Consider the following 15,444-nt stretch of genomic DNA (forward strand, 5'->3'; position numbering starts at 1 on the left):
ATAAAAACGAACTAATTCATATTCCTATGTTGTTAAAATGAGAGTCAATGTGTTGTTGAAAAAGGAAATTACTGCACTATTGATTGGTGTAACCTTGTTATTGAGTGCTTGTGCGGAACGGATAAAACCGGCAGAAGTGGTCTCTATTGGCGGCTCCAGGCCAACATTAGAAAGAGACAAAAATACACTTTCTGGTAAAAGTCATCAGGTCCAGGCAGGGGAGACGTTGTACTCGATTGCCTGGCGTTCCGGTAATGATGTGAAAACCTTAGCGGCGTTAAATGATTTATCATCACCCTATCGGATCTACCCGGGGCAAGTCCTTGCTTTGGTTGGCTCAACCGCTGCTGCGAAGCGCCCTTCGGTAACGAAAAGCAGCACTAATAAGCCAAAAACCAAGACTGTCACAAAAACGCCACAAAAAACTCAAACAAAAGTAGTTGCAAATCAAAATTCGAAGGAGTATGTTAAAAAAAGTGACGAAAAAATAACCAATGTGAAGGTGCCGTCAATTAACTCTAAAGTCAGTTCCTGGCTTTGGCCAGTTAAAGGACAAGTCATCTCCGGTTTTTCGAGCGCGAAGCAAGGCAACAAAGGCATTGATATTGCCGGCGTTAAGGGCCAGGAAGTTAAAGCGTCAGCCGATGGGTTGATTGTCTATTCTGGCAATGCCTTGCGAGGATATGGAAACCTAATAATTATAAAACATAATGACGATTACTTAAGTGCCTATGCGCATAACGACACCTTGCTGGTTCAGGAACAGCAAAACGTCAGAGCAGGCCAGGTAATTGCAAAAATGGGCAACACAGGTACCGACAGGACCATGTTGCATTTTGAAATTCGATTTCGGGGCAAGTCGGTGAATCCTGCAAGGTATTTACCGAAACGTTAATAATAAGCAGAGGCAAGACGTGAATAAAACCTAAAGTAAATTACGATTAGTATTGGGAGATATTGATGAGTAAAAGTAAAAGCATCGAAGCGGTTGTTGAAGACGTAGCCGAAATCAGCAAGACCAAGGAAGGAAGGATCGCTCCAGAGGAAACTGGCGCTAATCTGGATGCAACCCAGTTGTATCTCAGTGAAATTGGCTTTTCACCTTTATTGTCAGCCGAGGAAGAAGTTTATTTTTCTCGTAAGGCCTTAAAAGGTTGTGAAGCATCTCGAGCTCGAATGATCGAGAGCAACTTACGACTCGTTGTCAAAATCGCCCGACGATATAATAACCGTGGTTTACCCCTGTTAGATCTTATCGAAGAAGGTAATTTAGGTTTGATCCGAGCGGTCGAAAAATTTGACCCGGAACGTGGTTTTAGATTTTCTACTTATGCCACATGGTGGATCCGTCAAACCATCGAACGTGCCATTATGAACCAAACCCGCACGATTCGACTTCCCATTCATGTGGTTAAAGAACTCAATGTCTATTTGCGTGCTGCTCGTGAGCTAGTGCAAAAACTGGATCATGAGCCCACCGCCGAAGAAATCGCTGCCAAATTAGATGTCCCGGTTGCCGATGTCTCGAAAATGCTCAAATTAAATGAGCGCATCACTTCAGTAGATACGCCGTTTGCCGGCGATTCTGAAAAAGCCTTACTCGATGTTCTGGCCGATGAAAAAAGCCAGGGGCCAGAGTCCGATCTACAGGACAGCGATATTAAAGACAATATCGTGCATTGGCTAAATGAACTGAACTCAAAACAACGAGAAGTTCTCGCCCGCCGCTTCGGTTTGCTTGGCTATGAACCGGCAACCCTTGAAGATGTCGGCCTGGAAATCGGCTTAACCCGCGAGCGGGTTCGCCAAATCCAGGTAGAAGCCCTAAAACGCTTACGCGATATCCTGTCTTCGCAGAACTTGAGCATAGAAGCGCTCTTCCAAAACTAATCTTCGATTAGTTTTGGGTTGAAGAGGTAAGCGCTGCTGAGGTAAGTGAAGCCAAGCTTCACGGGTGGAAGAGGTAAGCTAAAGCTGGTGGGAGAAAAAGCATGTCTTCCACCTCCCACTACCGACTTCCACCCTGTCGCTTGTTCAAAGCTAAAGCTGGTGGGAGAAAAAGCATGTCTTCCACCTTCGACTTCCACCTCTCACCTTCGACTTTAGTCAGCTACCTATCGCGACTCTATCTTCCTTATTAAGCCAAATATCATGTTATCTATGTCTTCAATGTTTTGTTTTAAATAATTGACTAAGCTACTTTCGAGATAACCGATACTTTCTCCAACGAGCAACTGAGTTTTCAGCTCAGCTAAACTACCTTTAGCGATATATAGATATTTTTTCTTATCCTTAACTGTCGGTTTTTCCAAACCTTCCGCTATATTGCTAGGTACGGATAGGCTACTTCGGGTGATCTGATTTTTGAATCCAAAGTCGCTTAGTGATTTAGTGTTTTGATATATAACGACAGTTAGTTCAAAGCTCTTTTTCCAAACTAAAAGTTTTTCATGATACATAAATAGTTCCTTTACTTTTCATCCTTTGACCGGAAAGTATAATCCTCTATCACTGTTAAAATCATAAAGACGACAGCGTCCCGATAGAGTGGAGCCTTTAGCAAATGCTCCGGATCTTATTAATCGGATTGCGGTGTACCTTGCACCGCCCAACGTGGTGGTTGTTCAGAGGTAAGCTAAAGCTGGTGGCAGTAAAAGCATGTCTTCCACCTCCCACCTTAATATCCCCCTCAATCAACACCTTACACAAATCCGATTCGGTTAGACGACACATTAAAAAATTTCCCCCCATTTTTTCCTTTGGTTCTGGTTCACTTACTGGTAACCTATGCACCAGTGAATGCTTCATTTAGCTTTTGTTTTGCGTGTGTTGAATATAAACTATTCAACGGTTAAAAAATGGTTAAGGATGACGGAGCAATATGCCCTTTGAATGGATTTTAAAGACTTTTCAAAGGCAACAATAAGATTGAAAAATCGGTATGATCTGAGTGCAGTATGTCAAACGCAGTAAATTCGACACAGAAGTGGTACGTCATTACTTCAAAGCCCAGGGAAGAGCGCAGAGCGTTCGATAATCTGGCAAGTCAGGGTATCGAAGTGTTTTACCCGAAAATTTCTGCAGTAAAAAAACGACAGGGAGTTAAGTCGGTTTCCATTGAACCTCTTTTCCCCAATTACCTTTTCGTAAAACTGGATTCAGAATCAACAAATTTTAATGCGATTCGCTCAACCCGTGGGGTAGCGAATTTTGTTCGTTTTGGCGCCAATATGGCCACCGTAAACGAACCGTTAATCGAACAATTAAAACAAGATACGGAAATAACCGGCGATTCAGAACAGCTACCAAGCTTAGCGGATCTGGAAAATTATCACCGGGGTGATGCGCTAATAGTCACCAACGGGCCGTTTAAAGGCCTGTCCGCAATTTATAAATCGTCTGATGGTCTGGAGCGTTCAATCATTTTATTGAACATGCTTGGGCAACAAAACGAAGTCGCGGTTTCAAATCAAGACATTGATAAAGAAGCTTGATTGAAATAGCGAAGGTACGCAACATAAAACGTTGCTCCGAGTACGTTCGATAAAACGAACTGCGGGTACGCCAATAAATCGGCTTCGAGTACGTTCGATAAATCGAACTGCGGGTACGCCAATAAATCGGCTTCGGGTACGTTCGATAAATCGAACTGCGGGTACGCCAAAAAATTGGCTTCGAGCTAAGAATGCTTTAACCCGAAGTAAATCATAGATTTACGTACCCGAAACAAAATTTTTAATTTTGTGTACCCGAAGGGGCGTTGTTGGCCCCGTACTAAAAATTCGAAGTTATTAAAAATTTCGAATCAAAATTTTAAAAAACACGAATTTTTTGCCTTTAGGAGCCAAACCTAAGGGCGGAAGCGTGGCTAAACGATGAGCATGCAGCTCATCGTTTGCTGAAGAGGTAAGCTGCGCTGGTGGGAGAGGTAAGCTAAAATTGGTTATGGCCATGGATTGGCCGGTAGACCGATAATGCAGGGAGCATCGGTGGAAGATTTAAGGGGTTGTGGTGGTTTTTACTTCCACTCCCAGCTTCCACCTTAACCTTCTCTGAGCTAAGCAACGCTCAGTTCAGAGTATAGGATTGCTGGTGTTTACTTCCACCTCCCACTTTCCACCTTATCACTTATTAAGTTTTTAAATTTCGCCCCCAGAATAAGAAATTAAACATGACTAATAAAAACTCACCAGTGTCAGCACCTGTTGCTGATTCTGACGAAATCGATTTAACCCGCCTGTTCGGCCTGCTGCTCGATAAAAAATTGTTTATCGTTGCAGTAACCGCCATGTTCACCTTGATTGGTGTTACCTACGCCTTGCTTGCCACGCCTGTCTATAAAGCCGATGCGCTGATCCAAATTGAACAGAAAAATGCCGGTTTACCAGGCCTTGATGAGCTGGGCGAAATGTTTGCCAGCGACAGCGAAGCCGTGACTGAGATTGAGTTATTAAAATCTCGCATGGTAATGGGCAAAGTGGTTGATGATCTCAAACTGACTAATGTGGTAACGCCAAATTACTTCGGGAATAATGGCAATTTGGGGCGATTTTTCGCCCGTCGTTATCAAAAATTAGCGGATAATGATTTTAACCAGCCTTGGCTGGCCAGTATTACCTCCGAGCACTACGCCTGGGGCGGCGAAGTAATTAATGTCGCAACATTTTCAGTACCACGTGCTTTTGAAGGGCAAGATTTTATCATCACCAGCCTTGGCGATGAAGAGTATCAGTTAGCTTTAGCGGAGTCACCACAAAAGGTGTTGGTTAAAGGCCGGGTGAATGAACTGGCGATTGTCGATAATTTACGGGCGGGTGAAATCCGTTTGTTAATAACCGATTTACTGGCAATGCCAAATACTCAGTTTAATCTGACCAAACAAAGCCGTTCTGAGGCGATAAAATCTTTACAATCGAGCTTGTCTGTTTCAGAAAAAGGCAAAAGCTCTGGCATTTTATTCCTGACCTTAGAAGGCACCGATAAAGCCGCCACCGAATTACAGCTTGATGCAATTACCCACTCTTATGTGTTGCAAAATGTCGAGCGTATGTCGGCAGAAGTGCAAAACTCCATCCAATTCTTAGAAAAAGAATTACCGCAAATCAAAAGTCAATTAGAGGCCGCAGAAGCGTTACTGAATAATTTCCGTCTTGAAAACCAGTCGGTAGATTTGTCATTAGAAACCCAATCGATTCTGAAACAAATCGTCGATCTTGATACCCGCATTCACGAATTATCCTTTAAAGAAACAGAAATTTCCCAGCGCTATACCAAAAAGCATCCAAGCTATGTGTCGTTAATTAAGAAAAAGAACGATTTGCTTGAGCAAAAAGCTCAGCTTGGCAACAGCGTGAAAAACCTGCCATCCACCCAGCAACAAATTCTGCGCTTAACTCGCGATGTGGAAGTTAACCAGCAAATCTATTTGTCGCTTCTTAACAATGTTCAGCAGTTAAATGTTGCCAAAGCCGGTACCGTCGGTAACGTGCGTGTTGTTGACCAGGCACAGGTTGCAAAAATTGCGGTTAAACCGAAAAAGCCATTAATCGTGGTATTAGCTACCATGCTAGGCGGCATGTTTGCCGTGGCTATTGTATTATTGCGTGCGGCGTTTAATCGCGGCATTACCAACCCGAAAGATTTTGAAGACATCGGGCTAACCTTATACGCGACAATCCCTGTTAGTGACGTGCAGGATGCCTTTAACAAAAAGCGCGAACGTGTCACTAAACTACAAGCGAAGTTGCGCAAATACAGGCCAAAATCTAAAAAGACGTCTACGGAAAGCAAAATTGACCCGACAACCAATCGTCGTAAAGATCATGAGTTGCTGCTTGCTAAAGAAAACCCAACCGATTTAGCGGTAGAAGCGATCCGCAGCCTTCGCACCTCGTTACACTTTGCTATGTTAGAAGCAAAAAACAACGTGGTGATGATCTCAGGTGCTAGCCCGGAAGTTGGCAAATCCTTTGTCAGCGCTAATCTGGCAACCGTTATTGCCCAGAGTGGCAAAAAGGTATTAATTGTCGATGCAGATATGCGTCGAGGGTATTTGCAAAAAATGTTCGATATGGCCTGGGATAATGGCCTGTCCGATCATCTATCGCATAAATTAAGCTTTGAACAAGCTATCAAATCTACCGATATTGAAAACCTGGATATCGTGACTCGTGGCGAGATCCCGCCCAATCCTTCCGAGCTGTTAATGAGCGAAAAGTTCGCACAGTTCGTAAAGCAAGCTTCTGAAAACTACGATCTCGTACTAATCGATACTCCGCCGATTATGGCGGTAACCGACCCTGCGGTTGTTGGTAACCATGCCGGCACGTCATTTATGCTCACCCGTTATGACATCAGCACCTTAAAAGAAATTGGTGCCGCGCTGGAGCGCTTCGAGCTTAATGGTGTGGAAATCAAAGGAGTGATCTTTAATGCCTTGGAAGCTAAGGCCAGTTCGTACTATCCCGATTATGGGTATTATCAGTATCAGTACGGAAAGGCGGTAGATTAGTCCGAATAGGCGAACCTATTAGGATTTTGACAGTGACTATGGCTGAAGGGCTCGTGATATAGGGCTTTTGAGAAGGGTACTGGATTTTCATTCGATTTAAAAAATGTTTTAAAACTGCCTGAATCGAACGAAAAACTGTCAAAACACACAAAAATTACTGACGAAAAGCCATGAAAAAATTCATGGTTTTTTCTTTAAAAAATTCTATAAGATTTAGAAATTAAGAATAACTATCAAGGATTTTACAATGAATTTTTCATTGGATGAGGTAAAAATTGCAGTGATTGGCCAAGGGTATGTTGGCCTGCCTCTTGCTGTCGAATTTGGTAAAAAGTTCCCAACCTTAGGTTTTGATATCAATCAAGCTCGTATCGACGAGTTGGTAGCGGGCAAAGATTCAACGCTTGAAGTTAGCGAGTTAGAACTCGCAGAATCCAAAAATATTGCTTTTTCATCTTCAGTCGAAGATCTGAATAAGTGCAATGTCTATATTATAACTGTTCCTACACCGATAGACTCCCACAAAAATCCGGATTTGACACCTTTAATAAAAGCCAGCGAAATGCTGGGTAAAGTAGTATCTAAAAGTGACGTCATCATTTACGAATCGACCGTATATCCGGGCGCTACGGAGGAGGATTGTATCCCGGTTGTGGAGAAAGTCTCGGGCCTTACTTTTAATGAAGACTTCTTTGCTGGCTATTCACCAGAGCGGATTAATCCAGGTGATAAACAGCATCGAGTAACCAATATCAAAAAAGTTACCTCTGGTTCAAATGCCGAAGTTGCTGACTTTGTGGATGCACTGTACAACACCATTATCGAAGCGGGTACCCATAAAGCAACGAGCATTAAAGTAGCAGAAGCTGCAAAGGTAATCGAGAATACTCAGCGAGATGTCAACATCGCTCTTATAAATGAATTAGCTTTGATATTTAACAAGCTTAATATCGATACCCTTGAGGTGTTAGAAGCTGCAGGCACCAAGTGGAACTTCCTACCGTTCCGACCTGGACTTGTTGGTGGGCATTGTATCGGTGTTGATCCGTATTATCTCACCCATAAAGCGCAAAGCATTGGCTACCACCCTGAAATGATCTTAGCGGGTCGTCGACTAAATGATCAGATGGGAAGCTATGTTGTTTCTCAGTTAACCAAGGGCATGGTTAAAAAAGGGATTCAAATCAAAGATGCGAATGTTCTAGTGATGGGCTTGACGTTTAAAGAAAACTGTCCTGATTTACGCAACACCAAAGTCGTGGATATCGTTTCAGAGTTAAAAGAATATAACATGAATGTCGATATCTTAGACCCTTGGTGCTCTTCCGATGAAGCACAGCGTGAGTATGGTCTGAATACTATTGAAACCTCAGAGGAAGGCAAATACGATGCGATCATATTAGCCGTAGGTCATGATGAGTTTAAAGAAATGGGTGCAGAAAATATTCGCGCGTTAGGGAAGTCAGATTGTATCGTCTATGACCTGAAATACGTCCTAGAAAAAAGTTTCACGGATCTAAGGCTCTAACTTTTATGGAGTTATCATACTTCTCTAGATACCAAATCATTTAAAATTTTTCAGTTAAGCACATTAGAGGACGCTCTAGTTACTAGCCTTAGTTTCTAGATATTTAAACATGACTAAATTTGAACAAGTCCAAGAAGACTTAATAAATCATCCTAAAACTTGGTTAGTTACAGGAGTTGCCGGTTTTATTGGCTCAAACTTATTAGAAAAGTTATTAATACTAAATCAGACGGTTATTGGCTTAGATAACTTCGCAACAGGCCATAAACATAATTTAGAGGAAGTCAAAACAGAAGTATCTGAAGAACAATGGCGGCGCTTTACCTTCCTTGAAGGTGATATTCGAAATATTGAGACATGCCGCAATGCGGTAGAAAATGTCGACTATGTATTGCACCAAGCCGCATTAGGTTCAGTCCCTCGCTCAATTAATGACCCTATCACTACAAATGAAGTCAATATATCAGGTTTTATGAACATGCTCGTTGCAGCAAAAGATGAAGAAGTAAAGAGCTTTACTTATGCCGCTTCTAGCTCAACATACGGCGACCATCCTGCGCTTCCCAAAGTAGAAGAAAATATTGGTAACCCTTTATCTCCTTATGCTGTAACCAAATATGTGAATGAACTTTATGCGGATGTATTTTCAAGAACTTATGATTTTAAAACGATAGGCCTTCGCTATTTCAATGTATTTGGCAAACGCCAGGACCCTAACGGAGCTTATGCTGCAGTTATCCCAAGATGGACTGACGCAATGATTACGGGTAATGAAATATTTATTAATGGAGACGGCGAAACAAGTCGGGATTTCTGTTACATCGAAAACGTTATTCAAATGAATTTATTGGCTGCAACAGCTGAAAAATCTTCCCTAAATAACGTATTCAATGTCGCCGTTGGTGAGAGAACAACATTAAACTCTCTGTTTTCAACTATTCGAGGTGCTTTGTACGAAAGAGGGATCAGTGTAGAGAATCCTCCAATTTTTAAAGATTTTAGAGTAGGCGATGTTAAGCATTCATTAGCAAATATTGATAAAGCTAAGAAACTTCTAGGCTATAGCCCAAAGTTTACATTAAACCAGGGGATTGAACTAGCGACTTGTTGGTATATAGAGAATAGTAAATAAATGCTAAATTATTTTTGGGTTGGCTTGGAAAAGTCAGGAGGGATAATTCTTCGCCTGATTACTATGATCATACTTGCTAGGTATTTATCACCCCAAGAGTTCGGAACTATTGCAGTTCTAGTTGTTTTCGTTTCTATATCAAATGTTATGGCTGAAGCTGGGTTGGGGGGAGCTTTAATTAGAAAAAAAGTTCTTACAGAGTTGGATAAGTCAACGGTCTTTATTTTTAATTTTTGCACATCGCTGGTTTTGTATTCTATTATTTGGATGTTTTCCCCTATTATCGAAGGCTTTTATGGTTCTGATGATATGGCAACCGTTATACGTTACCTCGCTCTTATCGTAATAATAAAGTCCTTTGCATTAGTTCCTAATGTTTTAATCGTTAGAAACGAATTTTTCAAAGTACATTCGAAAATATTAATTTTTTCAAATCTCCTTTCTTCATTTGTTGCTATTGTTCTCGCAATAAATGGAGTTGGTTTATGGAGCTTAGTTGCTTTGTATCTTTGCGAAGCAGTGATTAGCACTGTACTTATTTTGCTTTTTGTAAAGCCAAGTGGAAATCTTCATTTTTCAATATCTAATCTAAAAGTACATTTAGAATTTGGCTTTACTGTCACATCCTCTAACTTACTAAATGTAATCTATAATAATTTTCTTAGCTTTTTGATAGCGACTAGTTATGGAGTCCGAATGGCCGGCTTTTACTACCAAGCTAATCAATACAGCCAGTCCATTGCCAACGCCTTAACTGCGATAATTGATAAAGTTTCATTTAATAAACTTGCTCGAGCTATGAATGATCCAAAAACATTTAAATCTCATTATGAGGAAATGTTTATCACATTTACCTATTTAGGTATCGCGGTTTTTTCTTTACTTGCTTTTATTTCACAGGATTTTATTGTTTTTATTTTAGGAAGTGAGTGGAGTAAATCAGGCGAAGCATTGCAAATTCTTTGTATTGCTGGAATGGGTATACTAATTGATGGTTGTAGCCGCAGCGCTATAAAAGCGAGTGGGCTTGTTAGTCGATTGCTCAAGGTTGATGTTTATAGGAAAATAATTGGTTGTATCGCGCTTATTGTGAGTGTGGAGTATGGGTTTATTGTACTAGTCTATACATATTCGTTAATAACATTAGTTGGGAGTTTGTTAAACCTTTATTTATTTAGAAGCCTTTCAGAGAAAAACGTTTTGATTTATGTGGTTAGTTTCTTAATTATGTCTGTTGGCCTTTCTTTTATTTCAAATGTTATTTGTGGTATTTACGAAGACGTAAATTTAATCGTAAATATTATAACAAAGATGTTCATTTTTACATTTACATATACCCTAGTTACAACGTTTTTAATTAAACTAAATAAGCATCCTATTATTCCATTGATTTTATCAAACAAAGATAGCTGATATCAGCCAAAACTATTATGTTAGTAGCTAAACATCTTTACCGCTTAATATTCTCGTTAGTCATGGTGATTATAATAATATTACTTTTACCTCATGCTAATGATAAAGGATATTATCTTCTATTACCTCTGGCTTTTTCGATTCATTTACTGATTTGTGAAAAGTTCAAATACTATTCCAAACAGTTTATTGCTTTCAAGGTGTTGAATATAATTCTTTGGACTAGATACTTTGTATTGCCTATTGTTATTGTTTTTTCAAATGATATTAATTCCTACTTAATCAAAGTGCCAACTAACAATAGTCTAAGTCTTGCGTTAATTATTTTGCTTGCAGAGTTGTTTACGTTAACTTTTATCGTTCAATGTTTTGGACCAAAAATTATTAAACCCGCTTCTATTTACCCCATTTCTACTGTTGATAAGAAATGGTTTTTACATATAGTACTTGGTATCTCAGTCATCTTTCTGTTAGTTTTTCCAGATTTGATTGGACGTTATAACTTTTTTATAGTTGAAGAAGCTTTAGAGAAAACCACGCAAATTCATGGGCTAGTCGCTATTGTTGGTGATTTAGCCTTTTTTATACTCCCGATTTTGGTCTTGAGTTGGTGTTATAGGCGTTATTTAGAGGGAGGAGACGGAAAGTATTATTGGATGTCTTTATTAGTAATTATACCTTTTATTTTGTTCTTTAAAGGTTCTAGCAGGCTAAGTATCATTATCCCATCGCTTTGCTGGCTATCAGTTCTTTTAAAACTATACCCTGATTATAAGAAAGCTACCTTCAAGATAATTTCAGTAGTTATTATAACCGTTTTTGTATCTATAACACTTTATAAGCAGTTTGGTGCTGTATCAAGTGAAATTGGAAGTGTGAATTCTATTGAATTATCAAGAATTAGCTCTTCTCTTAATGCTTATTTTTCAGGCCCCTATAATATAGCGCTAGCCTCTGAACTGAACGGTGTTTCAGTAGATACATTGCTAGTCGATCTGATTAAAAATTTTGCATTGATAGGGCGAACTGTAGACGGGTTGGCAACTACAACGGATATTTTTAATGAGTATCTATATGCTCATAACCTTTATGCAGACCAAATTGTATCTGTTTCAGGGCAGGGGTATATATTTTTTAATGTTACTGGTGTTATTGTGTTTTCGGCAATTTTCATATTTTCGGTAATGTTTTTTTGCAATGCTCTACAAAAAGAACGCAGGATAGAGTTTATATATATTCTATCGTTTTGTTCAATATATTGTGCAATGTATATGATGCTAAATTCAGGGAGCATCTTTGGTAAAATGTTCAACTTTATGTTGCCTCTATTTATAGTTTGTTTAATTAATCGGAAATTTAAATTTAAGTGAACCGTTTAGCATTTTTTGACTTTGTTACAACTTTAGGTGGCGCTAATTTAGGCTCTATTTCTCTATGTCAGGGCTTGTCACGAGATAACAAAGTTACTCTAATTGATGCCTATGGCAGCTGTAGAGAATATATAAAGAGAGTGGAAGGTACAGGGACAAACTTTATTGTACTGAACCAACACTCTAATTGGTTAGTCATTGGTGGTAAAAGGGGCTTAAGAATAAAGAATTTTTTGCTTCAACTTCCTGAATTGTTGAGAGTATTATTAAGATTGAGAAAGGGGCTTCAGAATAATAACATTCAGCTTGTATGGGTTAATAACAAGAAATCACTAGCGTTTGTATCATTAGCTTCATTGTTAACTGATACAAGGGTTGTTTTATACTATCGTGGTGAAGGTAAAAAGAAAGAATTTGACGTAGCGTTTAGATTATTAGTAAAGCTTTTTTGTGATGGTTTAATTTCTCATGCTTCAACTGCCAACAGTACATTCAACGAGATTTTTTCGTCTAAAAAAATTTGCCATGTCCCAAATAGTGTAACCATAGATAGTAAGGTAAAGATTCAACCTTGCACATCAAAGTTTAAAGGTAATTATACCAATATAGTCCTCCCCGCTGGACGACCGGTATTGGAGAAAGGGCATATGACCGCTCTAAAGGCATTAAAAATAATTAGAGAGGTTGGGGTTGATGTTAAGCTTATCTTTCCAGGAGAAATACCATATGGAGTTTCATCCGAATTTGTTTCGAGCCTTCAAATGTATATTGCCGAAAATAATTTGATTGATAATGTGAGTTTTATAGGTTGGCGAAACGATTTGCAGCAAATAATAGCTGATTCTGATATTGTAATTTTACCGAGTCATACAGAGGGGTTTCCTCGAGTATTAATAGAATCGATGCTGTTAAACACATTAGTCATTGCAACACCTGTAGGAGGTGTCCCTGAAGCAATCTTACACAATGAAACTGGATTTATAATTCCGATAGATGACGAGGAAAAATTAGCTAGATTGATAATATACGCTATTAAAAACAATAAAGAAGTTAATGATATACAGGTCAAAGCTAAACAATTTGCTTTGAACAAGTTTTCTCAGGATAAGCAAATATCAAAAATATCTCAACTATTTAGTGAGATATTAGGAACATAGAATGGAAGAAAGATTAGTAACTATTGGAGTACCATTTTTTAATCCAGGAGTCTTTTTTAAACCTGCAATTGAATCTATATTAGGGCAAACCTACAACAATTTTGAATTGATTTTGATTGATGATGGTTCTACAGATTCTGCGCTCGAGATAGCCACTGCTTTTAACGACTCAAGAATAAAAGTGATTTCAGATGGCCATAATCTAGGGCTACCAGCGAGATTAAATCAAATTGTGGAATTAGCAAAAGGTGAGTTTGTTGCGCGGATGGATGCTGATGATTTAATCCAGCCTAACAGGATTGAGAAGCAAGTCAGGTTTTTAGAGAAAAACGTTGATATAGACATTGTTTCTACCGGAATATGCACAATAGACAATCAAAATAAAGTCGTTGCCTATCGGATGCCGAGCAATAAAAGTACTCAAAACTGTACTTTAGTTGACGGAGTTTTTGGGAAGACAGGTATTGCACACGCAACTATTGTAGCGAGAAAAAGTTGGTGTTTGCGGAATAATTATGATGAGAATGCTCGCTTAATGGAGGATTACCAATTATGGATTGACTCGCTAATTAAAAATGATCTGAAAGTTGGGTTCATTAATGAACCATTATACTATTATCGTGAAGAAAGTAGCATCCATTATTCCAAACTTATAAAGGCGTATAGTAACCAGATTGATATTGTGAAAGATAAATATTCTCATTTAATACCTTTTAGTAAAATAATCAGGTTTTATATAGTAATGAGAATTAAAATGCTTGTTACATATGTATTAAAAACTTTTAATATTTCTCATTTTCTATTAAATATTCGCAATCGAAAAACGGTAAATAGTGATGTTGCCATGAACGAATTGCAAAGGAAATTGGATGGATTTCTTAAGCAATGATAAGATAGGAGTAGCCCATGTCTAAAATTCTTTTTGTGGTGTCGTCGCCAGGAACTGTAAAGTCCTTTCTTCTTCCCTTTATAAATAAGCTATCTGAAGAACATGAAATCCATGTCGCCGCTAACTTTTCGGATAATATATTATTCGAATTTAAAGATCTGATATTTGCTATGCATGATATCGAAATCGTTAGGAATCCTAGTGTGTTTTCTGATTTTAATTCTTTGATTAAACTAATACGTATCATAAAAAAAGAAAACTACGACATTGTTCACACTTTTACCCCTAAAGCTGGTTTGTTGGGACAATTGGCAGCATTTTTTTGTATGACTAGTAAGCGATTTCATACTTATACTGGTCAAGTTTGGGTAACGACAAAAGGCGTAAAAAGGGGGCTTTTGAAATTATTTGATAAAACTATAGGTACTTTAGCTACATTTTCATTGGTGGATAGCCCTTCTCAACGTCAATTTTTAATAGATAATAATGTAATTAGGGAACATAAGAGCGCAGTACTAGGTAATGGCTCTATATCGGGGGTTAATACTGAAAAGTACTCTTTTTCCCCCGAAAAGCGCATACACTGCAGACAAAAGCTAGGCTTAAATGAGGATTCTGTCCTCTTGCTTTATGCGGGCAGACTCAAGTACGACAAGGGTATTCCTGAATTAGTAAGGGCGTTTAGGGAAGTTTGTCTAGAAAATACTTTTTTGGCCATTGTTGGGGTTGATGAGGATAATCTATTACCTTTAATTGAAAACGAAAAAAACATAATATTTTGTGGTTATTCAAAAAATATTATTAATTACTATTGTGCTTCTGATTTATTATGCTTGCCTTCTCATAGAGAAGGTTTCGGGAATGTAATTATAGAAGCTGCATCTTCAGGTTTGCCCGCCTTAGCATCGAATATATATGGCCTATCAGATGCCGTTGAACATGGGGAAACTGGTTTGTTGCATAAAGTTAAGGATGTTGAGGATATTAAATCTAAATTAATCAGATTAATTTCAGATAAAGAACATTTGAAGCTGCTTGGCAAAAACGCTCACGAAAGAGCTATGCGTGATTTTAATGAAGCTCACGTAGTGAACGAGCTTGTGGAATTTTACCAAAAATAGAATAGTTTTAATCTTCTAAATGTGTTTTCTGGAAAAATTAGTCACTGTTCTATTTTTTTGAACCTTACTATATTCAGAAAGATATCTTTCCTTTTAAATGTTTACTCTACTGATAAGATGTAATTCGGCAATTATTATTAGTGATTGAGGCTAATAAAGTTAATGAATTAGTGTTTAGATTAATTAAATTCGAATACTAATATAGCTTTTCTTAAAGGGGAAGTGGATATTAGCTTATCGGTCTGCAGAGTGTCACAAATTTAATTCGAGTGCACCGTTATCTTCGATAGCCTAAATAAATATTTTATGGATTATAAATTAGG

Annotated in this window: 12 protein-coding genes; 11 read left to right on the top strand and 1 reads right to left on the bottom strand. The window is 38.5% G+C overall.

Annotated features, from left to right (window positions below):
* The first annotated feature begins 37 nt into the window (after positions 1-37).
* Positions 38-895 (top strand): peptidoglycan DD-metalloendopeptidase family protein, encoded by an 858-nt coding sequence (locus ACHUFQ_RS01355; protein ID WP_394172262.1) that lies wholly within the window; start codon positions 38-40, stop codon positions 893-895.
* 65 nt (positions 896-960) lie between these two features.
* On the top strand, positions 961-1,890 hold the full coding sequence (gene rpoS / locus ACHUFQ_RS01360) for an RNA polymerase sigma factor RpoS (RefSeq protein WP_394172264.1): 930 nt from the start codon (positions 961-963) through the stop codon (positions 1,888-1,890).
* Between the two features lie 224 nt (positions 1,891-2,114).
* Here the strand turns inward: rpoS and ACHUFQ_RS01365 are convergent, their stop codons facing one another.
* The gene (locus ACHUFQ_RS01365) at positions 2,115-2,459 is read right to left on the bottom strand and encodes a four helix bundle protein (protein WP_394172266.1); all 345 of its coding nucleotides are present in this window, start codon (positions 2,457-2,459) and stop codon (positions 2,115-2,117) included.
* Positions 2,460-2,957: 498 nt separating this feature from the next.
* Here ACHUFQ_RS01365 and rfaH point away from each other — a divergent pair, with 498 nt between their 5' ends.
* The 9 genes from rfaH (at position 2,958) to ACHUFQ_RS01410 (ending at position 15,121) form a co-directional block, all read left to right on the top strand.
* Complete coding sequence (gene rfaH, locus ACHUFQ_RS01370) at positions 2,958-3,494, top strand: transcription/translation regulatory transformer protein RfaH (RefSeq protein ID WP_394172268.1); 537 nt, start codon at positions 2,958-2,960, stop codon at positions 3,492-3,494.
* Between the two features lie 677 nt (positions 3,495-4,171).
* Positions 4,172-6,511, top strand: coding sequence for a polysaccharide biosynthesis tyrosine autokinase (locus ACHUFQ_RS01375; RefSeq protein WP_394172269.1), 2,340 nt, complete (start codon positions 4,172-4,174; stop codon positions 6,509-6,511).
* 247 nt (positions 6,512-6,758) lie between these two features.
* The gene (tviB, locus tag ACHUFQ_RS01380) at positions 6,759-8,039 is read left to right on the top strand and encodes a Vi polysaccharide biosynthesis UDP-N-acetylglucosamine C-6 dehydrogenase TviB (RefSeq protein WP_394172271.1); all 1,281 of its coding nucleotides are present in this window, start codon (positions 6,759-6,761) and stop codon (positions 8,037-8,039) included.
* A 109-nt stretch (positions 8,040-8,148) separates the two neighbouring features.
* The gene (locus tag ACHUFQ_RS01385; protein ID WP_394172273.1) at positions 8,149-9,171 is read left to right on the top strand and encodes an NAD-dependent epimerase/dehydratase family protein; all 1,023 of its coding nucleotides are present in this window, start codon (positions 8,149-8,151) and stop codon (positions 9,169-9,171) included.
* The gene (locus tag ACHUFQ_RS01390) at positions 9,172-10,584 is read left to right on the top strand and encodes a lipopolysaccharide biosynthesis protein (RefSeq protein ID WP_394172275.1); all 1,413 of its coding nucleotides are present in this window, start codon (positions 9,172-9,174) and stop codon (positions 10,582-10,584) included.
* A gap of 17 nt (positions 10,585-10,601) precedes the next feature.
* Positions 10,602-11,954: a hypothetical protein gene (locus ACHUFQ_RS01395; RefSeq protein ID WP_394172277.1), complete on the top strand. Its 1,353-nt coding sequence runs from the start codon at positions 10,602-10,604 to the stop codon at positions 11,952-11,954.
* Positions 11,951-13,111, top strand: a complete 1,161-nt coding sequence (locus ACHUFQ_RS01400; RefSeq protein WP_394172279.1) for a glycosyltransferase family 4 protein — start codon at positions 11,951-11,953, stop codon at positions 13,109-13,111. Before ACHUFQ_RS01395 ends, ACHUFQ_RS01400 begins: the two co-directional genes overlap by 4 nt.
* 1 nt (position 13,112) lies before the next feature.
* Complete coding sequence (locus ACHUFQ_RS01405; RefSeq protein WP_394172281.1) at positions 13,113-14,000, top strand: glycosyltransferase family 2 protein; 888 nt, start codon at positions 13,113-13,115, stop codon at positions 13,998-14,000.
* Between the two features lie 17 nt (positions 14,001-14,017).
* Positions 14,018-15,121 carry a glycosyltransferase family 4 protein gene (locus ACHUFQ_RS01410; protein ID WP_394172283.1) on the top strand — a complete coding sequence of 368 codons (1,104 nt, stop codon included), beginning with the start codon at positions 14,018-14,020 and terminating at the stop codon, positions 15,119-15,121.
* Positions 15,122-15,444 lie beyond the last annotated feature (323 nt).

The sequence above is a fragment of the Thalassotalea litorea genome (assembly GCF_043642205.1).
Taxonomy (GTDB): Bacteria; Pseudomonadota; Gammaproteobacteria; order Enterobacterales; family Alteromonadaceae; genus Thalassotalea_A; species Thalassotalea_A litorea.

Bases quoted from the DNA above. Each gene is read 5' to 3' on its own strand.
- ACHUFQ_RS01390 (WP_394172275.1), top strand. From the start codon at position 9,172: ATGCTAAATTATTTTTGGGTTGGCTTGGAAAAGTCAGGAGGGATAATT.
- rpoS (WP_394172264.1), top strand. From the start codon at position 961: ATGAGTAAAAGTAAAAGCATCGAAGCGGTTGTTGAAGACGTAGCCGAA.
- rfaH (WP_394172268.1), top strand. From the start codon at position 2,958: ATGTCAAACGCAGTAAATTCGACACAGAAGTGGTACGTCATTACTTCA.
- ACHUFQ_RS01355 (WP_394172262.1), top strand. From the start codon at position 38: ATGAGAGTCAATGTGTTGTTGAAAAAGGAAATTACTGCACTATTGATT.
- ACHUFQ_RS01410 (WP_394172283.1), top strand. From the start codon at position 14,018: ATGTCTAAAATTCTTTTTGTGGTGTCGTCGCCAGGAACTGTAAAGTCC.
- tviB (WP_394172271.1), top strand. From the start codon at position 6,759: ATGAATTTTTCATTGGATGAGGTAAAAATTGCAGTGATTGGCCAAGGG.
- ACHUFQ_RS01385 (WP_394172273.1), top strand. From the start codon at position 8,149: ATGACTAAATTTGAACAAGTCCAAGAAGACTTAATAAATCATCCTAAA.
- ACHUFQ_RS01395 (WP_394172277.1), top strand. From the start codon at position 10,602: ATGTTAGTAGCTAAACATCTTTACCGCTTAATATTCTCGTTAGTCATG.
- ACHUFQ_RS01365 (WP_394172266.1), bottom strand. From the start codon at position 2,459: ATGTATCATGAAAAACTTTTAGTTTGGAAAAAGAGCTTTGAACTAACT.
- ACHUFQ_RS01375 (WP_394172269.1), top strand. From the start codon at position 4,172: ATGACTAATAAAAACTCACCAGTGTCAGCACCTGTTGCTGATTCTGAC.
- ACHUFQ_RS01405 (WP_394172281.1), top strand. From the start codon at position 13,113: ATGGAAGAAAGATTAGTAACTATTGGAGTACCATTTTTTAATCCAGGA.